Annotated in this window: 26 protein-coding genes, 3 tRNA genes and 1 rRNA gene; 8 read left to right on the top strand and 22 right to left on the bottom strand. The window is 64.5% G+C overall.

Translation table 11 applies throughout. The features are described 5' to 3' along the window. Positions 1-62 precede the first annotated feature (62 nt). From K5H97_RS04385 to K5H97_RS04370, 4 genes are all read left to right on the top strand, one after another. Positions 63-494 carry a hypothetical protein gene (locus tag K5H97_RS04385; protein ID WP_028689888.1) on the top strand — a complete coding sequence of 144 codons (432 nt, stop codon included), beginning with the start codon at positions 63-65 and terminating at the stop codon, positions 492-494. A 55-nt stretch (positions 495-549) separates the two neighbouring features. Beyond that, entirely contained in the window at positions 550-1,179 is a 630-nt protein-coding gene (locus K5H97_RS04380; protein WP_028689889.1) for a DUF1780 domain-containing protein, read from the top strand. 132 nt (positions 1,180-1,311) lie between these two features. Next, positions 1,312-1,485, top strand: a complete 174-nt coding sequence (locus tag K5H97_RS04375; RefSeq protein ID WP_023631877.1) for a DUF3094 family protein — start codon at positions 1,312-1,314, stop codon at positions 1,483-1,485. Between the two features lie 84 nt (positions 1,486-1,569). Next, complete coding sequence (locus K5H97_RS04370) at positions 1,570-2,865, top strand: NAD(P)/FAD-dependent oxidoreductase (protein WP_028689890.1); 1,296 nt, start codon at positions 1,570-1,572, stop codon at positions 2,863-2,865. A 39-nt stretch (positions 2,866-2,904) separates the two neighbouring features. Here K5H97_RS04370 and K5H97_RS04365 read toward each other — a convergent pair whose 3' ends face one another. The 7 genes from K5H97_RS04365 to rluD form a co-directional block, all read right to left on the bottom strand. Continuing rightward, entirely contained in the window at positions 2,905-3,441 is a 537-nt protein-coding gene (locus tag K5H97_RS04365) for a dihydrofolate reductase family protein (RefSeq protein ID WP_028689891.1), read from the bottom strand. Between the two features lie 103 nt (positions 3,442-3,544). Next, positions 3,545-3,620, bottom strand: a tRNA-Lys gene (locus tag K5H97_RS04360). A 6-nt stretch (positions 3,621-3,626) separates the two neighbouring features. Beyond that, positions 3,627-3,703 (bottom strand) — tRNA-Pro (locus K5H97_RS04355). A 4-nt stretch (positions 3,704-3,707) separates the two neighbouring features. Then, positions 3,708-3,783, bottom strand: a tRNA-Asn gene (locus tag K5H97_RS04350). 403 nt (positions 3,784-4,186) lie between these two features. Beyond that, positions 4,187-6,751: an ATP-dependent chaperone ClpB gene (clpB, locus tag K5H97_RS04345; RefSeq protein WP_028689892.1), complete on the bottom strand. Its 2,565-nt coding sequence runs from the start codon at positions 6,749-6,751 to the stop codon at positions 4,187-4,189. Between the two features lie 163 nt (positions 6,752-6,914). Next, a complete protein-coding gene (gene pgeF / locus K5H97_RS04340; RefSeq protein ID WP_028689893.1) occupies positions 6,915-7,655 on the bottom strand; it encodes a peptidoglycan editing factor PgeF in 741 nt (246 codons plus the stop codon). Next, positions 7,652-8,614, bottom strand: a complete 963-nt coding sequence (gene rluD / locus K5H97_RS04335) for a 23S rRNA pseudouridine(1911/1915/1917) synthase RluD (RefSeq protein WP_028689894.1) — start codon at positions 8,612-8,614, stop codon at positions 7,652-7,654. The genes pgeF and rluD overlap by 4 nt, the downstream gene beginning before the upstream one ends. A gap of 149 nt (positions 8,615-8,763) precedes the next feature. Between rluD and K5H97_RS04330 the strand changes: the two genes are divergently transcribed. Both K5H97_RS04330 and K5H97_RS04325 read left to right on the top strand, forming a co-directional pair. Next, the gene (locus tag K5H97_RS04330) at positions 8,764-9,783 is read left to right on the top strand and encodes an outer membrane protein assembly factor BamD (RefSeq protein ID WP_028689895.1); all 1,020 of its coding nucleotides are present in this window, start codon (positions 8,764-8,766) and stop codon (positions 9,781-9,783) included. A gap of 94 nt (positions 9,784-9,877) precedes the next feature. Continuing rightward, positions 9,878-10,108, top strand: coding sequence for a PP0621 family protein (locus tag K5H97_RS04325; RefSeq protein ID WP_028689896.1), 231 nt, complete (start codon positions 9,878-9,880; stop codon positions 10,106-10,108). Between the two features lie 63 nt (positions 10,109-10,171). Here the strand turns inward: K5H97_RS04325 and thiO are convergent, their stop codons facing one another. The 5 genes from thiO to K5H97_RS29955 are packed head-to-tail and all read right to left on the bottom strand — an operon-like array spanning position 10,172 to position 13,187. After that, positions 10,172-11,269 carry a glycine oxidase ThiO gene (thiO, locus tag K5H97_RS04320; protein WP_028689897.1) on the bottom strand — a complete coding sequence of 366 codons (1,098 nt, stop codon included), beginning with the start codon at positions 11,267-11,269 and terminating at the stop codon, positions 10,172-10,174. Between the two features lie 53 nt (positions 11,270-11,322). Then, positions 11,323-11,715: a type IV pilin protein gene (locus K5H97_RS04315; protein ID WP_028689898.1), complete on the bottom strand. Its 393-nt coding sequence runs from the start codon at positions 11,713-11,715 to the stop codon at positions 11,323-11,325. A 1-nt stretch (position 11,716) separates the two neighbouring features. After that, positions 11,717-12,187, bottom strand: a complete 471-nt coding sequence (locus K5H97_RS04310) for a hypothetical protein (protein ID WP_028689899.1) — start codon at positions 12,185-12,187, stop codon at positions 11,717-11,719. Then, positions 12,184-12,831, bottom strand: a complete 648-nt coding sequence (locus K5H97_RS04305; RefSeq protein WP_028689900.1) for a PilW family protein — start codon at positions 12,829-12,831, stop codon at positions 12,184-12,186. The genes K5H97_RS04310 and K5H97_RS04305 overlap by 4 nt, the downstream gene beginning before the upstream one ends. Then, complete coding sequence (locus K5H97_RS29955) at positions 12,828-13,187, bottom strand: type IV pilus modification PilV family protein (RefSeq protein ID WP_155952668.1); 360 nt, start codon at positions 13,185-13,187, stop codon at positions 12,828-12,830. The genes K5H97_RS04305 and K5H97_RS29955 overlap by 4 nt, the downstream gene beginning before the upstream one ends. Positions 13,188-13,323: 136 nt before the next feature. On the opposite strand from K5H97_RS29955, the gene K5H97_RS04295 reads away from it, so the two are divergent. Beyond that, positions 13,324-13,773, top strand: a complete 450-nt coding sequence (locus tag K5H97_RS04295; protein ID WP_051555643.1) for a GspH/FimT family pseudopilin — start codon at positions 13,324-13,326, stop codon at positions 13,771-13,773. 1 nt (position 13,774) lies between these two features. Here K5H97_RS04295 and ispH read toward each other — a convergent pair whose 3' ends face one another. The 6 genes from ispH to murJ all read right to left on the bottom strand — a co-directional run bounded on the left by ispH (position 13,775) and on the right by murJ (position 21,107). Beyond that, positions 13,775-14,719 carry a 4-hydroxy-3-methylbut-2-enyl diphosphate reductase gene (ispH, locus tag K5H97_RS04290; RefSeq protein WP_028689902.1) on the bottom strand — a complete coding sequence of 315 codons (945 nt, stop codon included), beginning with the start codon at positions 14,717-14,719 and terminating at the stop codon, positions 13,775-13,777. A 14-nt stretch (positions 14,720-14,733) separates the two neighbouring features. Next, positions 14,734-15,171: an FKBP-type peptidyl-prolyl cis-trans isomerase gene (gene fkpB, locus K5H97_RS04285; RefSeq protein ID WP_028689903.1), complete on the bottom strand. Its 438-nt coding sequence runs from the start codon at positions 15,169-15,171 to the stop codon at positions 14,734-14,736. Next, entirely contained in the window at positions 15,164-15,679 is a 516-nt protein-coding gene (gene lspA, locus K5H97_RS04280; protein ID WP_028689904.1) for a signal peptidase II, read from the bottom strand. Before lspA ends, fkpB begins: the two co-directional genes overlap by 8 nt. Beyond that, a complete protein-coding gene (ileS, locus tag K5H97_RS04275; protein WP_028689905.1) occupies positions 15,672-18,503 on the bottom strand; it encodes an isoleucine--tRNA ligase in 2,832 nt (943 codons plus the stop codon). Before ileS ends, lspA begins: the two co-directional genes overlap by 8 nt. Continuing rightward, positions 18,500-19,450 (bottom strand): bifunctional riboflavin kinase/FAD synthetase, encoded by a 951-nt coding sequence (gene ribF, locus K5H97_RS04270; RefSeq protein WP_028689906.1) that lies wholly within the window; start codon positions 19,448-19,450, stop codon positions 18,500-18,502. The genes ileS and ribF overlap by 4 nt, the downstream gene beginning before the upstream one ends. 118 nt (positions 19,451-19,568) lie before the next feature. Further along, positions 19,569-21,107: a murein biosynthesis integral membrane protein MurJ gene (gene murJ / locus K5H97_RS04265; RefSeq protein ID WP_028689907.1), complete on the bottom strand. Its 1,539-nt coding sequence runs from the start codon at positions 21,105-21,107 to the stop codon at positions 19,569-19,571. 250 nt (positions 21,108-21,357) lie between these two features. Between murJ and rpsT the strand changes: the two genes are divergently transcribed. Next, positions 21,358-21,636, top strand: a complete 279-nt coding sequence (gene rpsT / locus K5H97_RS04260) for a 30S ribosomal protein S20 (RefSeq protein WP_023533220.1) — start codon at positions 21,358-21,360, stop codon at positions 21,634-21,636. 210 nt (positions 21,637-21,846) lie between these two features. On the opposite strand, the gene K5H97_RS04255 is transcribed toward rpsT, so the two are convergent. From K5H97_RS04255 to rrf, 4 genes are all read right to left on the bottom strand, one after another. Beyond that, complete coding sequence (locus K5H97_RS04255) at positions 21,847-24,147, bottom strand: PqiB family protein (protein WP_028689908.1); 2,301 nt, start codon at positions 24,145-24,147, stop codon at positions 21,847-21,849. Then, entirely contained in the window at positions 24,140-24,763 is a 624-nt protein-coding gene (locus K5H97_RS04250) for a paraquat-inducible protein A (protein ID WP_028689909.1), read from the bottom strand. The genes K5H97_RS04255 and K5H97_RS04250 overlap by 8 nt, the downstream gene beginning before the upstream one ends. Then, positions 24,750-25,409, bottom strand: coding sequence for a paraquat-inducible protein A (locus K5H97_RS04245; protein WP_028689910.1), 660 nt, complete (start codon positions 25,407-25,409; stop codon positions 24,750-24,752). The genes K5H97_RS04250 and K5H97_RS04245 overlap by 14 nt, the downstream gene beginning before the upstream one ends. Before the next feature lie 227 nt (positions 25,410-25,636). After that, positions 25,637-25,752, bottom strand: a 5S ribosomal RNA gene (gene rrf, locus K5H97_RS04240). Between the last annotated feature and the right edge of the window lie 35 nt (positions 25,753-25,787).

Below are 25,787 nucleotides of genomic sequence, written 5' to 3'. Positions count from 1 at the left end.
ATTCTCCCTTTCGTCCGGTTGCTATAGGCTGACACCTTCTTTCGCTGCAGGACGCATCCCCGATGACCGAAGGCATCAACCTGCCCTTGCTGCTGGGCGCGCTGTTCAGCGCCATCGCGGGGGTACTGCACCTGATGGTCATCGCCGTGGGGCCGCGCTGGTACCGCCTGTTCGGCGCAGGCGAGCGCATGGCCCGGGCCGCCGAACAAGGGCGCGCCTACCCTGCCCTGGTCACCGTGGCGATCGCGACGGTGCTGCTGATCTGGGCCGCCTACGCGCTGTCGGCAGCTGGCGTGATCGCGCCCTTGCCGTTGCTGATGCCGATCATCTGCCTCATTACCCTGGTGTACCTGGCGCGCGGCCTGCTGGGGCCGCTCTTGCTGGCCGGCACCGGGCGCAGCCGGCGTTTCATCGCGGTCAGTTCGGCGATCTGCCTGGGCGGCGGGTTGCTGCATTTGCTCGGCGTGTTCCAACAATGGCTGGTGCTGGGCTGATTCCCACGCACAAACAGCGTCTTACCGTCATCAATTAGCGACTAAGCTTGTCCCCATGGATGACTCAGACTACCTGCGCCTGCTTACCATCCAGGCCGAACAAGCCAATGCGTTCCTGTCCAATGCCCGCAAATGGGAGCGCGAGCGTTGGGTCTGCCAGCGCCTGCTGCAAGGGCTGAACATTCCCTACCGCAGCGAGGACTTCACCCCGGCCGGGCAGGAGCCGCCGGATGTGCTGTTCCGCGACGCGGCATTCGAAGTGTTCTTCGTGCTCGACGAGGGCCGCCGGCTCAACGATGAATGGCGCGAGGAGCTGCAACGGCGGCGCAGCGCGTTTTCCCTGGCCCAGCTGGTGCGCCGCGAGCAGCGGCCCCGAAGGATCAGCGCCCAGGAACTGCTGGCGCGCCTGGCGCCAACGCTGCGCAAGAAATCACACAACTACCGCGAACGCGGGCTGGACCTGGGCGAGCTGGACATCATCGCCTTCGCCAGCCTCAAGCGCGAAGTGCTCGACCTCAACAGCCATTTCCCGCCGCCCACCGAGTACCTGCGCCAGGGTTGGCGCTCGCTGTCGCTGGTGGGGCCGACCTTCGCCCGGGTGCTGTTCGCCCATCCGGACGCGCCGGATTTCCTGCGCGGCAACCTGGGGCGCAGCATCGTGTTCGACGTAGGCATCAGTCTTTGATCCAGTGCCGGGTGTCTTTGCGTTCACGTACACTCGGCGCCAGGGATAGAAAGCATTATCATTCGATCCATGCGTTTGCGTGAACGCTGTGGCGTACACGCAGTCACAAACGTCTATCTGACGAGGCCCACCATGACCAGCCGCCTGAATCCCGAAGATCAGCGTCGCGTCGATGAGTATCTGAGTGCCCCCCAGCATCAAGTCGAGCGCCGGCCTTTCCGGCCATGGCTGCTCCTGCTGCTGGTGGTGGCCGTGACCATCGGTCTGGGCCTGTTGAGCCGCCTGCTGAGTGGACTGGTGCTATGAGCTGCCTTGCGCTCGCCCGCCCCTCGTGCCGGATGCGGCCGGACCTTGTGTCCACGAATTCCGTAAAACTTGTGAGATATCCCCATGACTCATCGCATCGTGATTGTCGGCGGCGGCGCCGGCGGCCTGGAACTGGCGACCCGCCTGGGTAAAAGCCTGGGCAAGCGCAAACAGGCCGAGATCACCCTGGTTGATGCCAACCTGACGCACATCTGGAAGCCCCTGCTGCACGAAGTGGCGGCCGGCTCGCTGAACTCCTCGGAAGACGAGCTGAACTACGTGGCCCAGGCCAAGTGGAACCACTTCAACTTCCAGATGGGCCGCATGAGCGGCCTGGACCGTGAGAACAAACTGATCCAGCTGGCCGCGACCCTCGACGACGAGGGCCGTGAGCTGCTGCCTGCGCGCACCCTCGGCTACGACACCCTGGTGATCGCCGTAGGCAGCAACACCAACGACTTCGGCACCTTGGGCGCGGCGCAGCACTGCCTGTTCCTCGACAGCCGCAAGCAGGCCGAGCGCTTCCACCAGCAACTGCTCAACCACTACCTGCGTGCCCACGCGGGCGATGTGGCCAGCGAGCAGATCAGCGTGGCCATCGTCGGTGCCGGCGCCACCGGCGTGGAGTTGGCGGCCGAGCTGCACAACGCCGCCCACGAGCTGGCGGCCTACGGCCTGGACAAGATCCAGCCGAAAGACATGCACATCACCCTCATCGAGGCCGGCCCGCGGGTGCTGCCAGCACTGCCGGAGCGCATCAGCGTGCCGGTGCACAAGACCCTGGAAAAACTCGGCGTGACGGTGATGACCAATGCCGCGGTCAGCGAAGTGACCGAGGATGGCCTGAAGACCGCCTCGGGCGAAGTGATCCAGGCCAGCTTGAAGGTCTGGGCGGCTGGCATTCGCGCGCCGGGCTTCCTCAAGGACATCGATGGCCTGGAGACCAACCGCATCAACCAGCTGGTGGTGCGCCCGACCTTGCAGACTACCCTGGACGACAACATCTTCGCCTTCGGCGACTGCGCCGCCTGCCCGCAACCGGGCAGCGACCGCAATGTGCCGCCAAGGGCCCAGGCCGCGCACCAGCAGGCCTCGCTGCTGGCCAAGAGCCTCAAGCTGCGCCTGGAGAACAAGGCGCTGCCGACCTACGAGTACAAGGACTACGGCTCGCTGGTGTCACTGTCGCGCTTCTCGGCTGTGGGTAACTTGATGGGCAACCTGATGGGCAGCGTGAAGCTGGAAGGCTGGCTGGCGCGGATGTTCTATGTGTCGCTGTATCGTATGCACCAGATGGCGCTGTACGGGACCTTCCGCACCTTGATGCTGATGCTGGGCAGCAAGATTGGCCGGGGCACCGAGCCGCGTCTGAAGCTGCACTGAGGCTTCAAGATACTGGGGCTGCAGTGCAGCCCCAGCGATTCAACGCACCACGCGATACGTGCTCTGCACAAACCCGCTCTCGTAGCTGGTCGTCCTCATGTGCTGCAACAGCACATCCTTCGCCAACCCGCCGAACAACGGTATCCCCTGCCCCAGCAGCACGGGAATGCGGGTGATGGTCAGCTCGTCCACCAACCCCTCGCGCAAGAACCCCTGAATCAGCTTGCCGCCATCCAGGTACAGGCTTTTCGCGCCCGTGGCCTGCAGGTGCTCGAGCAACGCCGGGATCGGCCCCGGGTGCAGCTCGACGCGCTCTGGCACACCTCTGGGCAGCGCCTCGAGGGTACTGCTGACCACCACCACCCGGGTATCCGGATACGGCCACTCGCCAAAGGTCATGACCTTGTCGAAAGTGCCGCGCCCCATCACCAGCGTATCGACGCCCGCCATGAACCCGGCATAGCCATGGTCGTCAGTAGATTGGGTGGCGCCCATCAGCCAATCGAGGCCGCCGTCTTCACGGGCGATATAGCCGTCCAGGCTGGTGGCGATGAAAACACTGGCTTTGAGTGGCATGCGCGGGCGCTCCTGCGGGCAAAGGCCACAGGGTAGCAAAGGGCGGGGAGATAAATCGCGGACAAAAGAAAAAGGGCATCTCAGTCGAGATGCCCTTTTTACATGGTGGGTCGTGTAGGATTCGAACCTACGACCAATTGGTTAAAAGCCAACTGCTCTACCAACTGAGCTAACGACCCGGAAAATGGTCGGGGTGAGGGGATTCGAACTCCTGACATCCTGCTCCCAAAGCAGGCGCGCTACCGGACTGCGCTACACCCCGAGATTGGCTCCGCGACCTGGACTCGAACCAGGGACCCAATGATTAACAGTCATTTGCTCTACCGACTGAGCTATCGCGGAACTGAACTTCGGTACATCTTTACCGCTTCGAAGTCTGTGTTAGCTTCGAACTCTTTAGCTGCTTCGCTTTCGCGTTGTCGCTGCTGAGGCCGGCTATTCTACATTCTTCGTTTTGCTTGTCAACCACTTTTTTTCGTTCAACTTACTGATTTGTAAGTTGTTTTGCGATCTCCGATGTTGCTGGTGATTCGCTCAGTGCCTGACAGCGGGGCGAATATTAGGGGCACTCTGATTTTTGTGCAAGCACTTTTTTCAAAATTTTCAGCAAGTTAGGTAGGAAGCCGGAAAATCAGGGGTTTGCGGCGCCTGCACTGGCCTTATCGCGGGGCAAGCCCGCTATGGCGTCGGGAAAGCCCACATAAAAAAGCCCCGCTTTCGCGGGGCTCTTCAACTACTGCCGTGATCAGGCGAAGACGATTTCCTCGCCCTGCACCTTCGCGGTGATCGCCGCACCCGGCAAGAACTCGCCAGACAGGATCAACTGCGCCAGCGGGTTCTCGATCCAGCGCTGGATCGCACGCTTGAGCGGCCGTGCGCCATACACCGGGTCGTAACCGACGGCGATCAGCTTGTCCAATGCCTCCGGGCTCAGGCTCAGCGACAGCTCGCGCTCGGCCAGGCGGCCACGCAGGCGGCCGAGCTGGATCTCGGTGATACCGGCGATCTGGTCGCGGCCCAGGGGCTCGAACACCACCACTTCGTCGATGCGGTTGATGAACTCCGGACGGAAGTGCGAACCCACCGCGTCCATCACCGCCGCGCGCTGCGCTTCGCGATCACCGGCCAGTTCCTGGATCTGCGCCGAGCCCAGGTTGGAGGTCATCACGATCACCGTGTTGCGGAAGTCCACGGTGCGGCCATGGCTGTCGGTCAGGCGGCCGTCTTCCAGCACCTGCAGCAACACGTTGAACACATCCGGGTGGGCCTTCTCCACCTCGTCGAGCAGCACCACCGAGTACGGCTTGCGACGCACGGCCTCGGTCAGGTAGCCGCCCTCTTCATAACCCACGTAGCCTGGCGGTGCGCCGATCAGGCGAGCCACGGAGTGTTTCTCCATGAACTCGGACATGTCGATGCGCACCATGGCCTCTTCGGTGTCGAACAGGAACTCGGCCAGCGCCTTGCACAGTTCGGTCTTGCCCACGCCGGTGGGCCCGAGGAACAGGAACGAGCCGCTGGGGCGGTTCGGATCGGACAGCCCGGCGCGGGAACGGCGCACGGCGTTGGCCACGGCGGTCACCGCCTCGTCCTGGCCGATCACCCGCTCATGCAGCAGGCTTTCCATCTTCAGCAGCTTCTCGCGCTCGCCTTCGAGCATCTTGGCCACCGGGATGCCGGTCCACTTGGACACCACTTCGGCGATTTCTTCCTCGGTCACCTTGTTGCGCAGCAGCTGGTTGTCGGTCTTGCCGTGCTGGTCGACCATCTGCAGGCTGCGCTCCAGGTCCGGGATCACTCCGTACTGCAGCTCGGCCATGCGGCTGAGGTCGCCCTTGCGGCGCGCGGCTTCCAGTTCCTGGCGCGACTGCTCGATCTTCTGCTGGATCTGCGCCGAGCCCTGCACCTCGGCTTTTTCCGAGGCCCAGATCTCTTCGAGGTCGGCGTACTCGCGCTCCAGGCGGTCGATTTCCTCGGTCAGCTTCTCCAGGCGTTTCTTCGCCGCTTCGTCTTCTTCTTTCTTAAGTGCCTGGGACTCCACCTTCAGTTGGATCAAGCGACGGTCGAGGCGGTCGAGCACTTCCGGCTTGGAGTCGATCTCCATGCGGATGCGGCTGGCCGCTTCGTCGATCAGGTCGATGGCCTTGTCCGGCAGCTGGCGGTCGGTGATGTAGCGGTGGCTGAGCTTGGCCGCGGCGATGATCGCGCCGTCGGTGATGGCCACCTTGTGGTGCACTTCATAGCGTTCCTTCAGGCCGCGCAGGATGGCGATGGTGTCTTCCTCGCTCGGCTCCTCGACCAGCACCTTCTGGAAACGGCGCTCGAGGGCGGCGTCCTTCTCGATGAACTGGCGGTACTCGTTGAGCGTGGTGGCACCGACGCAATGCAGCTCGCCACGGGCCAGGGCCGGCTTGAGCATGTTGCCGGCATCCATGGCGCCTTCGCCTTTACCGGCGCCGACCATGGTGTGCAGTTCGTCGATGAACAGGATGATCTGGCCTTCCTGCTTGCTCAGTTCGTTGAGCAGGCCTTTGAGGCGCTCTTCGAACTCGCCGCGGTACTTGGCGCCAGCAATCAGCGCGCCCATGTCCAGGGCCAGCAGGCGCTTGCCTTTCAGGCCATCGGGCACCTCGCCGTTGATGATGCGCTGGGCCAGGCCCTCGGCGATGGCGGTCTTGCCCACGCCGGGTTCGCCGATCAGCACCGGGTTGTTCTTGGTGCGGCGTTGCAGCACCTGGATGGTGCGGCGGATCTCGTCGTCACGGCCGATCACCGGGTCCAGCTTGCCCTCTTCGGCGCGCTTGGTGAGGTCAACGGTGTACTTGTCCAGGGCCTGGCGCGATTCCTCGGCATTGGCGTCGTTCACCGCCGCGCCGCCGCGCAGGTTGTTGATGGCGTTCTCCAGGGCCTTCTTGCTCACGCCCTGGCCGAGCAGCAGCTTGCCGACCTTGCTGTTCTCGTCCATGGCGGCGAGCAGCACCAGCTCGCTGGAGATGAACTGGTCACCCTTCTGCTGGGCCAGGCGGTCGGCCTGGTTGAGCAGGCGTGCCAGGTCCTGGGACATGTTCACATCGCCCGTGGGATTCTGGATTTTCGGCAGTTGGTCGAGCTCCTTGGTCAACGCCTTGCGCAGGCTGTTGATGTCAAAGCCGACCTGCATCAGCAGCGGCTTGATCGAGCCGCCCTGCTGGTCGATCAGCGCCTGCATCAGGTGCAGGGGCTCGATGGCCGGGTGGTCCATGCCCACGGCCAGGGATTGGGAGTCGGATAATGCCAGTTGCAGCTTGCTGGTCAGTCGGTCTATTCGCATGGGGGATACCTTCCTTTAAAGGGCAGGCGGAGCGATGGACAGCACCTGTAATGAAGAACCTGCCTGAGATGACCAATACATAAGGGTGATTCTGGAAGATTCAAGCGTAGCGGGGTTGACAGAGGTCAGCACCAGTGACGTCAGGCAACATGGGAGCGTAAGGTCAGCGCGGCTGCAACCAGACCAACGAAGCAAAGCGCCCACCCTGCGGGGTGCGGCGATAAGAGAAGAAACGCGAGTCGCTGACCGTGCAGAACCCGCCACCATAAACGGCGGTAACGCCACGCGCCGCCAGGCGGATCCGCGCCAGCTGGTAGATATCGGCCATCAGCTTGCCCGCACGCTCGCCCTCGACAAACGCCTCAGCCGCCTCGGGATGCACGGCAGTGAAGGCATCGCGCACTTCCAGCCCTACCTCGAACGCCTGCGGCCCGATGGCGGGCCCCAGCCACACCAATACCTCTTCAGGCGCCAGCGCCAGGCGGTCAAGGGTGGCCTCCAGCACGCCACCGGCCAGCCCGCGCCAGCCGGCATGGGCGGCCGCGACACGGGTACCGGCGCGGTCGCAGAACAGTGCAGGCAGGCAATCGGCAGTCATCACAGTGCAAGCGATGCCCGGCTGGTCGGTCCAGCTGGCATCGGCTTCGGCAACCACGGCGGGGTTGGCGTCGGCCACCACCAGCCCATGCACCTGCTTGAGCCAGGCGGGCTGGATGGCGAATTCGTCACTCAGGCGACGACGGTTCTCGGCGACCGCCTGCGGGTCATCGCCCACGTGGTCACCGAGATTGAAGGAGGCGTAGGGCGGCAGGCTGACGCCGCCCTCGCGGGTGGTGACACAGGCGCGAACCGAGGCCGGGGCCGGCCAGTCGGGAAGGATCAGCGACTGCGCCAGGCCACTCATCCGATGAAGCTCTCGCGGTCCTGGTCAAGCAGCGACAGCAGCCACTGGAAGTCGTCCGGCAACTCCGACTTCCATTCCATGCGCTCACCCGTGGTCGGGTGGTCCAGCGCCAGGAAACGCGCGTGCAGGGCCTGACGCGGGAAGTGCTTGACCGCCTCGACCATGGCCACGCTGGCGGCCGGCGGGATGCGGAAGCGTGCACCGTAGGTCTGGTCGCCGACCAGCGGATAGCCGACGTGGGCCATGTGCACACGGATCTGGTGGGTGCGGCCGGTTTCCAGCTTGACCCGCACATGGGTGTGCGAACGGAAGCGCTTGAGCACGCGGTAGTGGCTGACGGCCGGCTTGCCACCCTCGGTCACCGCCATGCGCTGGCGCTCGCCGCCGTGACGGCCGATCGGCGCGTCGATCTTGCCGCCGGCGATCACCACGCCGACCACGATGCACTCGTAGATACGGCTGACCGAACGTTTTTGCAGCTGGTCGACGAGGTTGGTCTGCGCCTGCAGGGTCTTGGCCACCACCATCAGGCCGGTGGTGTCCTTGTCCAGGCGGTGCACGATGCCGGCGCGCGGCACGTTGACGATGTCCGGGACATGGTGCAGCAGGGCGTTGAGCAAGGTACCGTCGGGGTGACCGGCCGCCGGGTGGACCACCAGCCCGGCCGGCTTGTTGATCACCAGGATCTGGTCGTCCTCGTAGACGATGTCCAGCTCGATGTCCTGAGCCACCCATTCGCCCTGGGCCTCCTGCTCGGCTTCGAGGGCCAGGATGGAGCCGGTGTGGACGGTGTCGCGCGGTCGCAGCACCGCGCCATCGACGGTCAGGCGGCCATCCTTGATCCACGAGGACAGGCGCGAACGCGAGTACTCGGCGAACAATTGGGCGGCGACCTGGTCGAGGCGTTGGCCGCCCAGTTCGGACGGGACCTCTGCGCTAAGTTGAATGATCTCGGACATGCTCGAATCGACGGGCGTTCAGCCTTTGGTTTCGGCTGCGCGCTTGTGGTTAAATACGGCTTCTTTTGCCCCGGGGTTTGGCCGGGGGCGCTCATCATAACAGGACGGCACCGCCCAAGACAGCGGCCGTCAAAGGGACGCAAGCCGCCATGCAAGTGAAACACCTGCTGCTGATCGCCATCCTCGGGCTCACCGCTGCCTGTTCCTCGAACAAGGAAGTCATTGACGAGAACCTCAGCGAGGCCGAGCTGTACCAGCAGGCGCAGGCCGACCTGGACAACTCCAGCTACACCAGCGCCGTGAACAAGCTCAAGGCCCTGGAGTCGCGCTACCCGTTCGGCCGCTACGCCGACCAGGCCCAGCTCGAGCTGATCTACGCCAACTACAAGAACTCCGAGCCCGAGGCCGCCAAATCCGCCGCCGAGCGCTTCATCCGCCTGCACCCGCAGCACCCGAACGTCGACTACGCCTACTACCTCAAGGGCCTGACCTCGTTCGACCAGGACCGTGGCCTGCTGGCGCGCTTCCTGCCGCTGGACATGACCAAGCGTGACCCGGGCGCCGCCCGCGACTCGTACAACGAGTTCGCCCAGCTGACCAGCCGCTTCCCCAACAGCCGCTACGCCCCGGATGCCAAGCAGCGCATGATCTACCTGCGCAACCTGCTGGCCTCCTACGAAATCCACGTGGCCAACTACTACCTGAGCCGCGAGGCCTATGTCGCCGCCGCCAACCGTGGCCGCTATGTGGTGGAGAACTTCCAGGAAACCCCGTCGGTGGGTGATGGCCTGGCAGTGATGGTCGAGTCGTACCAGCGCATGCACCTGGACGAACTGGCGGCCACCAGCCTCGAGACTCTCAAGCTCAACTACCCGGACCACCCGAGCCTGGTCGATGGCCAGTTCGTCACCAAGGTGGACGAAAACGGCAACCGCTCGTGGCTGTCCAAGGCCACCCTGGGCCTGATCGACACCCAGGCGCCGCTGCCACCGGGCGAGACCCGCGCCAACCAGGACGTGGTCAAGCAGTTCCAGGATGCTCGCTCGGAAATGCCCGAAGAGCTGCTGCCCAAGGACGAGAACGGCGACCCGATCCTGCCGGAAGGTCCGAAGGAAGCCGAGAAAGACCGTTCCTGGTTCAGCTACATGACCTTCGGTCTGTTCGACTGATACCACGCACACAAAGAAAGGGAGGCCCGAGGCCTCCCTTTTTTCATGCCTGCGTCCTAGACTGTCGGCTTCTTTTCTCGACAAGCTGGACACCATGGTTCGCCTACTCTTCTGGATCGCCCTGATCGCCGCCGCGTTCTGGCTGTGGCGCAAGTTCAAGACCAGTCAGCAATCACCTGCCGAGCCGCGCCTGCAGGATCCGCTGAAGATGGTGCGCTGCGCCCATTGCGGCGTTCACCTGCCCAATGACCGGGCGTTATCGCGGGGCCAGGAGTGGTATTGCAGCCAGCAGCATCTGGAGCAAGGGCCAGGCCAGCAACGCTGACCGACGCGCAGCCCGGAAGGGCTGTGCAATCTCCTACCGTGAATAGGCATGAGCCCTATGCGCTCAGCCCAACCGCCCCCCAGGCGCATACGGCGCCGGATCGATGATCGGCTCGCGCCCCAGCAGCAAATCACCGAACAGCTGGCACGACGCCGGCGCCAGCACCAGCCCGTTGCGGTAATGCCCGCAGTTCAGCCATAGCCCCTCATGCCCCGGCACCGCGCCGATGTACGGGATGCCTTCCGGCGACCCTGGGCGCAGGCCAGCCCAATGCCCCACCACCTCGGCATCCGCCAACGCCGGCAGCAACTCCACCGCCGAGGCCTTCAGGCTCGCCAACGCATCACCGGTCGGGGTTTTGTCATAGCCGGCATGCTCCAGGGTACTGCCCACCAGGACATGCCCGTCGCGGCGCGGGATCGCATAGCGCCCCTTGGCCAGGACCATGCTCGGCAAGAAGTCCTCGGCGCACTTGAACAGGATCATCTGCCCCTTCACCGGCTCCACCGGCAGCGTCAGCCCGAGGGTCTGCAGCAGGTCACCGCTCCAGGCTCCGGCGCTGAGCACCACATCGTCGGCGGCGATCACACCGTCCTCGGTCTGCACACCGGTAACGCGGCCACCTTCATGGACGAAACCGCTGATCTGGCAATGCTCGCGCAGGGTCACGTTCGCCAGCGCCTGCAGCGCGGCCTTCAGCGACTTCACCAACCGCGGGTTGCGCACGTTGGCCACGCCCGCCATGTAGATGGCATGGCGGTAACCCGGACCAAGCACCGGCACGGCGTCATAGGCCGCCGAGATATCCATCGCACTGAGCGGGCGATGCTCGCGAGCGGCCCAGGCCAGGGCCTCGGCTTCGTCTTCCAGATCCAGCCAGTACAGGCCGGTGGTGTGCACCTCGGGGTCGACCCCGGTGCTGGCGAACAGACGCTCGCCCAGCCGTGGATAAAAATCCTGCGACCAGTGCGCCAGGGCGGTCACCGCCGGGCTGTAGCGCCACGGGTACAGCGGCGAGACGATCCCGCCACCGGCCCAGGACGACTCCCGACCCACCTCGCCCTGGTCGCACACCACCACCTGATCGACATCCGCCGCCAGGTTGAACGCGGTCAGCAGGCCGATGACACCGCCGCCGACAATCACTACTTGCTTGCTCATGGTTCGATCCAACACCTGAAGTAATTCCACGGTGCCTGGGCACCTCATGATCTTCAGCTTCCCCAGCACGCCTGGTCGCCCGCGCCCGTGTTATCGCGCACGCCCGCCTGATCGAGCAGGAAGTCGCCGCAGCGGTCATCCGCCATGAAGGCTTCGGGTGTGCGGCTGGCGCGCAAGCTGAAACGGTCAGTGTCGCGCCAGGCCTGCAGGCGGTAGTAGCGCGTGCCCGCGGGCAACACGGTGCTCAGTTGCTCGTTGTCGGCATAACCGCCCACGCGTGCGCGGTGCTGCTCCAGGCGCAATGCCGCGTCCTGCAGCAGGCCGACCGCTTCGCTTCGTGCGGCGCGGCGCAACTGGTCGCTGTAGCTGGGGTAGGCAATGGCTGCCAGCATGCCGATCAGCGCCACGACAATCAATAATTCGATCAGGCCAAGGCCGCGCTGCATCTCAGCCCTCCCCCAGGCGCTGGCGCCAGCTGATCCGTTTCACCGCGCCGTCACCGTCGATGGCATAGACCGCCTCCAGCAGTTGCCGCCCGCGGGCTTGAAGGCCCACCGCCGTCACCCGGACCAGCGTCAGCCTGCCCCCGACGGGCTGACCCGCGACACGCAGGCTGTCTCCCAGGGTTTGCAGGTAAACGAAGCCACTGCGGGTCGCCAGCCAGGGTGGAGAAGGCTGTGTATCAGGTGGACTGGGTGGCGGACAGGCCTGGCATCGGGGCGGGATGCCGCCTGCAAGCAATTCTGCGCCCTCGATCAAGGCCGCCTCCGCCTGCTCGAAGGCTCGCGCGCCGGCCAACTGATCGCCAGCCTGACGTTGCTGCAAAAGCGCCTCGCGCAGGGCCAGGGTTGCCAGCAGGCCGAACAGCAGGCTCAGGATCAACGCCAGCATCAGGACGATACCGCGCTGGCCCGTCACGACCCGGCTCCCGGGTTGCGCAAGGCCACGCTCAGTGAATGGTGCTGTTCAAGCCCGTGCTGCCGGTCATGCAAGGTCAGGCGGATATCCAGCCGCTCGCCCGCTCCCGCCTCGACACGGCTGACCTCCAGCGCCCGCACCTGGTCGATGAGGCTGGCATGCTGCGCATTGCTGGTGAGCATCAGGCTGCCGTTGCGCACCCGGTAGGTTACCCGACGCACCGGCAGCGCCAGCAACTCGCCGTCCCCGACGTGCTGCCCGGGCTGCACGCGCGCCCAACTGCGGCAGTCGCTGAGCACGGTCCAGTCCGGGCTGCCGAGCAACCCGGGCAACTCGGCGCCGACCAGGGTCAGGCTGTCGCCGGTGACCTCTATGGGCGACGCGAAGGCCTGGGCCGCGCCAGGATCGGCGAAGTCCTCGGTTTCAAGACGCAGACAACCGAACATCCCCGCCTGGCGGATATCCTCGGCCATTCGCTGCAAGGCCAGGCGCGCGTCATCCTGCAGGCGCGCCGCCGCGCCCTGCAGTCGCCAGGCCTGATACGCCGAGACGAACACCTGGCCAGCTGCCACCAGCAGCATCAGGCCCAGTGCCAGGGCCAGCAGTGCCTCGACCAGGCCCAGCCCCGTCTGCCGACGCCTCATGGCAGCACCCTGCCCTGCACGCTCAGCGACTGCCGCCCCTCGCCCATGCCCGGCCAATCGACGTCCAGCACCAGCACGCCCCCGGCCAGGTTCATGCGCCCCTGCGCCGCACCACCGAGCACCTGGGTCAGACGCAACTGCCAGGCCGCTTCCTCGCCCGTCTCGATCGCCTCCGCTGCCCTCACGCGCTCCAACATGCCCTGGGCCAGTTGTAACGCCTGCCCTTCCCGCCGCGCCCCCTCGACCGCCTGCAGCCCGCGCAACTGCAAGGCCGCCGATGCAAACAGCCCCAGTGTCAGCACCGTGACGGCCAGTAGCACCTCCAGCAGCGTCATGCCCCTTTCACTCACGTCCATTGCCCCTCCTGGGATCTTTCCTCGCCCACAACACGAACCGGCCGACTGGCGCCCTTGCCAGGCACCCTGGAAGCTACAGAGAAGCACTTCCAGGGAGGAATGCAGCGTGGGGCAACAAGGCGTAACACTGATACAAATGATGTTCGCACTAGGCGTGCTGAGCCTTCTGACACACCAGGGCATATCGGCCTACAGCAAGTTCAGCGATGAGCTTTACGTCGGTGCCGTGGCCAGGGAGCTGGCGCAGACCCTGCGCGGCGCCCGCAACCAGGCAGCGCTGAGACACCAGGCCGTGCTGGTCAGGCCACTGGAGGAAGATTGGGGCAAAGGCTGGCGGGTGGTGCTGGAACAGGATGGCGAACGGTTACAGGAACATCGCCTGCACAGGCCGCTGAAGATTGCCACGACCTCGTACCGGGTCGTGAGGTTCAGCGCCCGGGGGGCGCCGCTGGGGGTGGGCTTCGTCGGCACCACGCTGGACATCTGCCCGCGCACCACCCTCGACAGCCGTCATCAGGTGGTGCTCAGCCCCAGTGGCCGGGTCAGCCTGCGCAGCGACGAGGGCCGCCGCTGTGCACCGGACTGACTCAGATCGAGCGAACCCGCAGCTCCTTGGGCATGGAGAAGGTGATGTTCTCCTCGCGCCCGTCGAGCTCTTCGGCGCCGGTCGCGCCCCAGGCCTTGAGCTGGTCGATCACGCCACGCACCAGCACCTCGGGCGCCGAGGCCCCGGCGGTGATGCCGATGCGCTCGGCCCCGTCGAACCAGCTGCGTTGCAGGTCCTCGGCGCCGTCGATCAGGTAGGCCGGTGTGCTCATGCGCTCGGCCAGCTCGCGCAGGCGGTTGGAGTTGGAGCTGTTGGGGCTGCCGACCACCAATACCACGTCGCACTCGTCGGCCAGTTGCTTGACGGCATCCTGGCGGTTCTGGGTGGCGTAGCAGATGTCGTCCTTGCGCGGGCCGCCGATGTTCGGGAAGCGTTCGCGCAGGGCGTCGATCACCCGGCTGGTGTCATCCATCGACAGGGTAGTCTGGGTGACGAAGGCCAGGTGGTCAGGGTTGCGCACCTGCAGCCTGGCGACATCGTCCTCGTCCTCGACGAGGTAGATAGCACCGCCGTTGCTAGCGTCGTACTGGCCCATGGTGCCTTCGACTTCCGGGTGCCCCTCGTGGCCGATGAGAATGGTCTCACGGCCATCGCGGCTGTACTTGGCAACCTCGATATGCACCTTGGTCACCAGCGGGCAGGTGGCGTCGAACACCTTCAGGCCACGGCCGGCGGCTTCCTGGCGCACGGCCTGGGAAACGCCGTGGGCACTGAAGATGACGATGACGTCGTCCGGCACCTGGTCCAGCTCTTCGACGAAGATCGCGCCACGGTTGCGCAGGTCCTCGACCACGAACTTGTTGTGCACCACTTCGTGGCGCACGTAGATCGGCGGGCCGAAGACTTCCAGGGCGCGGTTGACGATCTCGATCGCCCGGTCGACCCCCGCGCAGAAGCCGCGCGGGTTGGCGAGTTTGATTTGCATGCTCGGCTCCAGGCTCACACGGCCTTCACGTCGAGGATCTGCACCTCGAAGCTCAGGGTCTTGCCAGCCAGTGGATGGTTGAAATCGATGGTCACCTGGTTGTCGTCGAACGCCTTGACCACGCCTGGAAGCTCGGTGTTGGCGGCGTCGTTGAAGATCACCAGCAGCCCTTCGGACAGCTCCATGCCTTCGAACTGCGAGCGCGGCATCACCTGCACGTTCTGCGGGTTGTGCTGGCCGAAGGCGTTCTCAGGGGCGATGGTCAGCTTGCGCTGGTCACCGGCCTTGAAGCCGAACAGGGCCGTCTCGAAGCCCGGCAGCAGGTTGCCGTCGCCGACCTTGAACACGGCCGGGGCCTTGTCGAAGGTGCTGTCGACGGTGTCGCCGTTTTCCAGGTGCAGCGCGAAGTGCAGGGTGACTTCGGTGTTCTGGCCAATGCGGGTCTCAGTCATGGACGGCTTCCTCGGACTTCTTGCTCTTGAACATGTCCAGCGCCAGCATCACCGCGCCCACGGTGATCGCGCTGTCGGCCAGGTTGAAGGCCGGGAAGTAGTAGCGGTTCTGCCAGTGCACCAGGATGAAGTCGACCACATGGCCCAGCACGACGCGGTCGTACAGGTTACCCAGCGCGCCGCCCAGCACCAGGGCCAGGGCCACGGCCAGCCAGGTCTCGTTGCGCCCCAGGCGCTTGAGCCAGACCACCAGCACGGCACTGACCACCACGGCAATCAGCGCGAACAGCCAGCGCTGCCAGCCGGAGCTGTCGGCCAGGAAGCTGAACGCGGCGCCGGTGTTGTAGGCCAGGGTCCAGCTGAAGTAGTCGGGAATGACCACGATCTGCTGGTACATGGTCAGCGCGTTGTCGAAGTACAGCTTGGTGGCCTGGTCAAGGACCAGGACCACCAGGCTCAGCCAGAGCCAGGCAAGGCGCCCGAAGCGCCCTGCAGGAGCATTAGGCATAGTGGCGCACCTCACCCGAACCGCTCAGGTTGTCGACGCAACGGGCGCAGATCTCCGGATGCTCCGGGTGGCTGCCCACATCGGCGCGGAAGTGCCAGCAACGGCCGCACTTGGCATGGCCGGACTTGACCACTTTCAGCTTGAGTCCTTCGACTTCGGTTGTCACGGCATCGGCCGGCGCCTGGACGAACGGCACCACGCTGGCGGCCGAGGTGATCAGCACGAAGCGCAGCTCGTCGCCGAGCTTGTTCAGGTCGGCGGTCAGGCCCTCTTCGGCGAACAGGGTGACTTCGGCCTGCAGGTTGCCGCCGATGACCTTGGCGGTACGCTGGTTTTCCAGCTCCTTGTTGACCGCGGCTTTAACGGCCATCACGCGATCCCAGTAGGCACGGTCCAGCTCGGCGTCGGCCGGCAGCTCGGCCAGGCCCTGGTACCAGGTGTTGAGCATCACCGACTCGTTGCGCTCGCCCGGCAGGTACTGCCAGATCTCGTCGGCGGTGAACGCCAGGATCGGCGCGATCCAGCGCACCAGCGCCTCGCTGATGTGGTACAGCGCGGTCTGGCACGAGCGGCGGGCAACACTGTTGGCGCCGGTGGTGTACTGGCGGTCCTTGATGATGTCGAGGTAGAAGCCGCCCAGCTCCTGCACGCAGAAGTTGTGGATCTTCGAGTAGACGTTCCAGAAGCGGTACTCGCTGTAGTGCTCTTCCAGCTCGCGCTGCAGCAGCAGGGTGCGGTCGACCGCCCAACGGTCCAGGGCCAGCATGTCTTCGGCCGGCAGCAGGTCACGGGCCGGGTCGAAGCCGGACAGGTTGGAAAGCAGGAAGCGCGCGGTGTTGCGGATGCGGCGATAGGCATCGGCGCTGCGCTGCAGGATCAGCTCGGAAACCGCCATCTCGCCGGAGTAGTCGGTGGCCGAGACCCACAGGCGCAGGATGTCGGCACCCAGGGTGTCGTTGACCTTCTGCGGCTCGATGGTGTTGCCCAGCGACTTGGACATCTTGCGGCCGTTCTCGTCCACGGTGAAGCCGTGGGTCAGCAGCTCGCGGTACGGCGCGTGGCCGTCGATGGCGCAACCGGTCAGCAACGAGGAGTGGAACCAGCCGCGGTGCTGGTCGGAGCCTTCCAGGTACAGGTCGGCGCGCGGGCCAGTGGCGTGGCCGATGTCGTGGGAGCCGCGCAGCACGTGCCAGTGGGTGGTGCCAGAATCGAACCACACATCGAGGGTGTCGGTGATCTTGTCGTACTGGCCGGCCTCGTCACCGAGCAGCTCGGCAGCGTCCAGCTTGAACCAGGCCTCGATGCCTTCCTGCTCGACGCGCTTGGCGACTTCTTCCATCAGCTCGACGGTGCGCGGGTGCAGCTCGCCGGTCTGCTTGTCGAGGAAGAACGGGATCGGCACGCCCCAGTTGCGCTGACGCGAGATGCACCAGTCCGGGCGGTTGGCGATCATCGAGTGCAGGCGCGCCTGGCCCCAGGCCGGAACGAACTTGGTCTCTTCGATGGCCTTGAGCGCGCGCTCACGCAGCGGCTCGCCAGTGCTCGGTTGCTTGTCCATGCCGACGAACCACTGCGCGGTGGCGCGGTAGATCAGCGGGGTCTTGTGGCGCCAGCAGTGCATGTAGCTGTGGCTGATGGTCTCGGTGTGCATCAGCGCACCGACTTCACTGAGCTTTTCAACGATGGCCGGGTTGGCCTTCCAGATGAACTGGCCGCCGAAGAACGGCAGCGACTCGACATACACGCCGTTGCTCTGCACCGGGGTGAGGATGTCGTCGTTGACCATGCCATAGCGCTTGCAGGTGACGAAGTCGTCTTCACCGTAGGCTGGCGAGGAGTGCACCACGCCGGTACCGGCGCCCAGCTCGACGTAGTCGGCCAGGTAGATCGGCGACAGGCGGTCGTAGAACGGGTGGCGGAAGTTGATCAGTTCCAGGGCCGAGCCTGGAGCGGTGGCGATGATCGAGCCTTCCAGGTTGTAGCGCTTGAGGCACGACTCGACCAGCTCTTCGGCCAGCACCAGCAGGCGCTCGCCGGTATCGACCAGGGCGTACTTGAAGTCCGGGTGGATGTTCAGCGCTTGGTTGGCCGGGATGGTCCACGGGGTGGTGGTCCAGATCACGATGGCGGCGGGCTTGGCCAGCGCGCCCAGGCCAAAGGCGGCGGCCAGCTTGTCGGCATCGACCACCGGGAAGGCGACGTCGATGGTCTGGGATTTCTTGTCGGCGTACTCGACCTCGGCTTCAGCCAGGGCGGAGCCGCAATCGAAGCACCAGTTCACAGGCTTGAGGCCCTTGAACACGAAGCCCTGCTTGACCATCTCGGCCAGGGCGCGGATCTCACCGGCCTCGTTGGCGAAGTTCATGGTCTTGTACGGGTTGTCCCAGTCGCCCAGCACGCCCAGGCGGATGAACTCGGTCTTCTGCCCTTCGATCTGCTCGGCGGCGTACTCGCGGCACAGCTCGCGGGTACGGTCGGCAGTCAGGTGCTTGCCGTGGGTGACCTCGACCTTGTGCTCGATCGGCAGGCCGTGGCAGTCCCAGCCCGGCACATACGGCGCGTCGAAACCGGACAGGGTCTTGGAGCGGACAATCATGTCCTTAAGAATCTTGTTCAGCGCATGACCGATGTGGATCTTGCCGTTGGCATAGGGCGGGCCGTCGTGCAGGACGAACTTCGGACGATCCTTGCCAATCTCGCGCAGCTTACCGTACAGGCCAATACTGTCCCAGCGCTGCAGGATCTGCGGTTCGCGCTGAGGCAGGCCGGCCTTCATGGGGAAGGCGGTGTCCGGAAGGTTAAGCGTGGCTTTGTAGTCGGTCATTTCAGGCTCTTCGTTAGCGGTTGAGCGTGCCAGTGGGCACGTGCGGCGGCGATGTCCGCGTCGATCGCCGACTTCAGCGCCTCCAGGGAGGCGAAACGCTGCTCTTCACGCAGCTTGTGGTGGAATTCCACCGTCAGGCGCCGGCCATACAGGTCGCCGGCGTAGTCCAGGAGATGAATCTCCAGGTGAGGACGCCCGTCACCGGCGACGGTGGGGCGCACTCCGATATTGCCGACACCCGGCCAGGCCTTGCCGTCGATTTCGATGCTGGCCAGGTAGACCCCGGACAACGGCACGCGACGGCGCTTGAGCTGGATGTTGGCGGTGGGGGTGCCGAGCTGGCGGGCCAGCTTCTGGCCATGCAGCACGCGCCCGGTGATGCGGTACGGACGGCCCAGCAGGTGCTCGGCCAGCTCGAAGTCGCCTTCGGCCAGGGCCTTGCGCACTTCGGTGCTGCTGACCCGCAGGCCGTCCTGGATCACGGTGTTGGCCGCCTCGACGGTGAAGCCGTGGCGTTTGCCGGCCTCGGTGAGGAAGGCGAAGTCGCCGGCGCGGTCGCAGCCGAAGCGGAAGTCGTCACCCACTTCGAGATGGCGCACGCCCAGGCCATCGACCAGCACCGCCTTGACGAACTGCTCGGCGCTGAGCTGGCTCAGGCGCTGGTTGAACGACAGGCACAGGACCCGGTCGATGCCCTCGCCGGCCAGCAGCTCGACCTTGTCGCGCAGGCGGGCCAGGCGCGCCGGAGCGCTCTGCGGGGCGAAGTACTCGCGCGGCTGCGGCTCGAAGATCACCACGCAGGTGGGCAGGCCCAGCGCCTGGCCGCGTTCGCGCAGGCGTGCGAGGATCGCCTGGTGGCCGCGGTGGACCCCGTCGAAGTTGCCAATGGTGGCGACACAGCCCCGGTGCTCGGGGCGCAGGTTGTGAAGACCTCGAACCAGCTGCATAACGCGCTTCTTGCTCATAAAGTGGCCGATTATAACCACACCCGGGCGCTGGTGACAGGCAGCAACGCCCCCAGGGGGCATGGAATGCGAAAAACCGACGCCTGACCCCTCATGCGCCTCAATGCAACGCCTTGCGGGCGAAATGCCGTGGGCGGAACCCGCACAGGAACAGGCAGCCGAAGTAGGTCACCACGCCCGCGGCAATCAGCGCCCCGAGACGCAGGAAGCGCGCAAGCATGTTGCCCTGCTCCCAGGCCGGCAGGTAATGCATGCCCAGCAGCAGCACGCCCGACATCAGGGTCACGGCCAGCACCAGCTTGAGCAGGAACGGCATCCAGCCCGGCTGCGGCTGGAACAGCTGCTGGCTGCGCAGTTTCCAGAACAGCAGGCCGGCGTTCAGGCACGCGCCCAGGCTGATGGCCAGGGCCAGCCCGGCATGGGCCAGCGGGCCGACCAGGGCCAGGTTGAACAGTTGGGTGCAGACCAGGGTGAAGACCGCGATCTTCACCGGCGTGCGGATATTCTGCTGCGCATAGAAGCCAGGTGCCAGCACCTTGACCAGGATGATCGCCAGCAAGCCCACCGAATAGGCGATGAGCGCGCGCTGGGTCATGGCAGCGTCGAAGGCGGTGAACTTGCCGTACTGGAACAACGCCACGGTCAGCGGCTCGGCAAGGATGGCCAGGGCCAGGGTGCAGGGCAGCACCAGCAGGAAGCACAGGCGCAGGCCCCAGTCGAGGATCCGCGAGTACTCCTCGCGATCCTTGTTGGCATAGGTCTTGGCCAGGGTCGGCAGCAGGATGGTGCCCAGGGCCACGCCGAGCACACCGGACGGCAGCTCCATCAGACGGTCGGCGTAGTACATCCATGACACCGAGCCTGCCACCAGGAACGAGGCGAAGATGGTGTTGATGATCAGCGAAATCTGGCTCACCGACACCCCGAGGATGGCCGGCAGCATCTGCTTGAGCACGCGCCACACGCCGCTGTCGCGCAGGTTCAGGCGTGGCAGCACGAGCATGCCGATCTTCCTCAGCGCTGGCAGCTGGTACAAAAGCTGCGCCAGGCCACCGGCCAGCACGCCCCAGCCCAAGGCCATGATCGGCGGGTCGAAGTACGGCGTCAGCAGCACGGCAAAGGCGATCATCGCCACATTGAGCAGCGTGGGCGTGAACGCCGGCACACTGAAGCGGTTCCAGGTATTGAGAATCGCGCCGACCAGCGACGACAACGAGATCAGCAATATATAAGGAAACGTCACCCGCAACAGCGCGGTGGTCAGCTCGTACTTTTGCGCGCTGTCGACGAAGCCCGGCGCGGTGGCCCAGACCACCCACGGCGCAGCAAGTATGCCGATCACCGTGACCAGGGCCAGGACCAGGGTCAGCAGGCCGCTCACATAGGCGATGAAGGTGCGGGTTGCCTCCTCGCCCTGCTGGGTCTTGTATTCGGCCAGGATCGGCACGAAGGCCTGGGAGAAGGCCCCCTCGGCGAAGATCCGCCGCAACAGGTTGGGCAGTTTGAAGGCGATGAAGAAGGCGTCGGTGGCGATGCCGGCGCCGAACACCCGTGCCAGGATGGTATCGCGCACGAAGCCGAGCACCCGGGAAATCATGGTGATGGAGCTGACTGCGGCCAGGGATTTGAGCAGGTTCATCGAAAAATTTCACGCCAGGGACAGAGGGCGCTGCCAGACAGCGTCCGAATGTGCGATACTCCCGCGCCTTCGCAGGGGAGCCAAAAATTCCCGAGTTTACAGGTCGTGCGGCAGAAAGGAATATTTCCCTCCTGCTGGCTCACCACTCGGCGGAACCCTGCAGGTGGCCTTGACATCCGCTCGACTCATCGGCATGATTCGCGGCCTATTTTGTTTGCTATTTACCTAAAGTCTTTCGAGGAGCTCGACGGTGGCCAACTCACCTTCCGCCAAGAAACGTGCAAAACAGGCTGAGAAGCGTCGCAGCCACAACGCCAGCCTGCGTTCCATGGTCCGCACCTACATCAAGAATGTAGTCAAAGCCATCGACGCAAAAGACGCCGAAAAAGCGCAAGCCGCTTACGTTCTGGCTGTACCTGTAATCGACCGTATGGCCGACAAAGGTATCATCCACAAGAACAAAGCTGCTCGCCACAAAGGCCGTCTGAATGGCCACATCAAGGCGCTGAAAGAAGCTGCAGCTGCCTAAGCGACGTTCTTGTCGAAAAAACCGACCCTAGGGTCGGTTTTTTTATACCTGTGATTTCTCTCCACACTCCTCTATCTGTAAGAGCGGCGTTGCGTCGCGAAAGGGCCGCAAAGCGGCCCCGGCGATTGTGCGTCTGCACTGAAATCCTGGGGCTGCCGTGCAGCCCTTTCGCGACACAAGGCCGCTCCAGGTACCAGGCCAACCGTTCGATCACTTACCAATCTGAATCTTCGGCGCCCACTCCAGCCAAGCATCCTCGGCCTTGTCGAACAAGGCGAAGGTCTGCTGCGGCCGCGCCGGGTTACCCATCTGTTCGCCGTCCGGGGTGGCGAAGGCAATTCCGCCCTCGATCAGGGTCTCCACCGACTCGGTGCGCACCGTGGCGCCCTTGAACAGCCCCCAGTCGAAGCCGAACCCGCTGCTGTTCCAGAAACGGCTGCCGCCACGAACCAGCCCGGCGTAACGCGGTTCGATCAGGATGTGGATAAGCACACGGTCGGCGGTCTGCCCCAACTCGAAGCCGGTGACCTTGCCCACCGTGACCTCTCGATAGGTCACCGGCACACCCGGCTTGATCGAGCCGCGGCGCGCCGCGCTCAGGGTCAGCGGCAGGCCGACCTCCTCGCCTTTCACCTCCGGCGCATCACTCAGGGCGATGAAGTCACGCTGCGGCCCCTTGTCCTTGAGCGCCGGCAACACCTCCAAATATTGGCCGCCGATCAAGGTGTCGAGGTTCTGGGTACGCACCAGGCCCAAGGCCGGCTTGACCACCCAGAACTGGGTGCCGGCACGGGCGATACGCTCGGCCGCTTGGGTGATCCGTGCACGCAGCACCACGGCCTGCAGATCAGCGGTCAGGTCGACGCTCTCGACACTGCCCACATCCAGGCCCCGAAAACGGATCGGCGTGCCCGGCTTCAAGCCTTCGGCACGGTCGACACGGATAGTGATCAAGGTACCGGCACGGTTGGCCGCATCCTGGCTCTCGTGCAGGCGGAAACGCGGAATACGGCGCTTGAGCGGCACATCCGGTTTCGGCGTATCGAAGGCGATACCACCCGCCATCAGCGTCTGCAGCGACTCGCTCTTGACCTGGATGCCCGACAGCCCGCCGGTCAGGGTGATGCCGCTGGCATTCCAGAAGCGCGTGGAGCCGTTTACCAGGTTGGCGTACTCCTTCTCAATATGGACGCCGATCAGGATGCGTTTGCTGTTGCGAGCGAACTGGTAACTCTGCACGCTTCCCACCCGCACCTGGCGATACATCACCGGGCTGCCTACCTCCAGCGAACCCAGGGTGTCGGCGAACAGCACCATGTGCAGGCCCGGCGCCTTCAGGTCCAGCGGCGGCGCCTTGGGACGCGCCTCGAATTCGCGCAGCGGCTTGGCACCTGGCTCACCCGGGCGCACGGCAATGTAGTTGCCCTTCACCAAGGCCTCGAGACCGGTGATGCCGGCCAGGGAGATGGACGGCTTGACCACCCAGAACTGAGTGCCTTCAACCAGGTAGTCCTCGGCCAGGGGATCCATGGTCAGCTCGGCCATGGCCGTGGAGAGGTCGCCTTCGACTTTCAGTTCCTTCAGCGATCCCACCTGGATACCTTTGTACAGCACCGGTGTACGGCCCTTCTGCAACCCCTCGAAATCGCTCAGCTTGACCTTGACCCGGATACCGGCCTGGGCGGCATCGAAGTCTTCGTAAAGACGGAACGGCAGGCTTGGGTCGGTGGGCGGGCTGTCCTTGCGGTTCTCTGGCGTGGCAAAGGCGATGCCGCCGGCAACGATGCTCGAGAGCGATTCGGTGCGCACCTTCACGCCGGACAGGTCGGCGTCGATGCTGACCCCGCTGGCGTTCCAGAACCGCGTGTGTTTACGTACCAGGCTGGCGTAAGCGGGCGCAATGAACACCTTGATCTCCACCGTGCCCTGGTCCTCGGACAGGCGATAGCTCTTCACCCGCCCCACCTGGATCTGTTTGTAGAACACCGGACTGTCACGATTGAGCGAGCCCAGGCGCTCGGCCTTGAGGGTGAGGTGCAGGCCCGGCTCGGAATCGGACAACGGCGGAGCTTCCTTGAGCGCGGTGAAACGCTTGGTCGGCTCCCCCTCCCCGGGATCAACGGCGATGTAGTTACCCGAGACCAACGTCTCCAGGCCCGAGATACCCGCCAAGCTGACACTTGGCTTGACCAGCCAGAAACGCGTGCCCTTGGTCAGGTGCGGGCCCGCCTCCTTGCGCATCTCGATGGTGGCGACAACGCCACGGTTGTCACCCTTGTCATCCAGCACCAGGGCGGTGACCTTGCCCACCGACATGCCCTTGTAGATGACCTCGGTCTTGTTGGCGACGATGCCCTCGCCACTCTCGAAGCGCACCTGAATCTCGATACCAGCATCGCGATAGGCCTGCCAGGCCAGCCAGCCGCCGATCGCCAGGGCAATCAGCGGCAGGATCCAGATGGCCGACCAATTCGAAGCAGGCCGGGTTTTAGCCGTAGGCAAATCACTCATGGTCGTCATCCGACTCCGTGTTATCCCAGATCAGTCGGGGATCGAAAGTTAAAGCGGCGAGCATCGTCAGGATCACCACGGTGGCGAAGGCGACGGCGCCCAGGTTGGCTTCGACACTGGCGATGCGCCCGAAATTCACCACCGCGACCAGGATGGCGATGACGAAGATGTCCAGCATCGACCAGCGACCGATGAATTCGATGAAGCGGTACATCAGGATGCGCTGACGTGCCGAGAGCGGCTGGTGGCGCTGCACCGAGTACAGCAGCAGGGCGATGCCGACCAGCTTGAAGGTCGGCACCAGGATGCTGGCGATGAACACCACAGCGGCGATCGGCAGCATGCCGTGCTTCATCAAGGTGATGACGCCGGACATGATGGTGTCCGGGCTGCCCTGGCCGAGCGCGCTGACGGTCATGATCGGCAGCACATTGGCCGGGATATAGAGCACCATGGCCGTTATCAGCAGCGCCCAGGTGCGCACGATGCTGTTGGGCCGCCGGGCATGCACCACCGCGCCGCAGCGGGTGCAAGCCTGCGAGGTGCTGTCCGGCTCCTGGCGGTTCAGCTGGTGACATTCATTGCAGACCAGGATGCCTGCATCAATCGCCCGCATGGACATCCTCCCCCGACAAGGCCACCCAGATCTGGTGTGGCGACATGACCACCTCGAGCCATACCTGCACCAGCAACAGGCTGATGAAGCAGAACAGGCCCAGGCCGATGCTCAGCTCGGCCAGGTCGACCAGCTTGACGATGGCCACCAGCACGCCCATGAAGTAGACCTCGAGCATGCCCCATTCACGCAGGTGGTGATAGATACGATAGATCAGCAGACCATAGCTGCGGCCAACATCCAGGCGGATGCTCAACAGCACCATCAGCTGGCAGAGCAGCTTGAGCAAAGGGATGGCCATGCTGCACAGGAACACCACCACGGCGATGCCGCGCATCTCTGAGTTGTATAGGCCTAATACACCGCTCCAGACGGTGTCGTCGGAGGTCTGGCCGAGCAGGTGCAATTGCATAATCGGCAGGAAATTGGCCGGCACGTACAGCAGCAGGGCGGTCAGGACCAGGGCCAGGCTACGGTTGATCAGGTTGTGGCGATGAGCGTACAGCTCGTAGCCGCAGCGCGGGCACAAGGCCTTCTCGTCATGTTGCAGCGTGGTCTTGCGCATCAGCAGGTCGCACTCGTGGCAGGCCACGAGTTCGTCCAGCGGCAGCTGTGCAAGCGCTTCGGGATCGACAGGGTTGGGCATAAAGGGGTTCTGAATGGATGCGTCGGCTCTATTCTAGTGTTCCGACTCGAATTGTGGGAGACGGCCATTATGAGGAACTGTATCGATGTTCGGGTCACATTTTCCGCAGGCGACACGATCCCCCGCCCCCACGCTGCGTGTTGCACAACAGAGCCGGCGTTGGCTTAGAAACGCGGAAAAGACAAAACCCCTACCTGCTCGCGCAGATAGGGGTTTTGCGAAATGAATCTTGACGATGACCTACTCTCACATGGGGAAGCCCCACACTACCATCGGCGATGCATCGTTTCACTGCTGAGTTCGGGATGGGATCAGGTGGTTCCAATGCTCTATGGTCGTCAAGAAATTCTGTTGCCAGAATGTCTTAGGAACACTCTT

The sequence above is a fragment of the Pseudomonas mosselii genome, assembly GCF_019823065.1.
Lineage (GTDB): Bacteria > Pseudomonadota > Gammaproteobacteria > Pseudomonadales > Pseudomonadaceae > Aquipseudomonas > Aquipseudomonas mosselii.
This window is presented reverse-complemented; position numbering and strand designations above follow the sequence as displayed.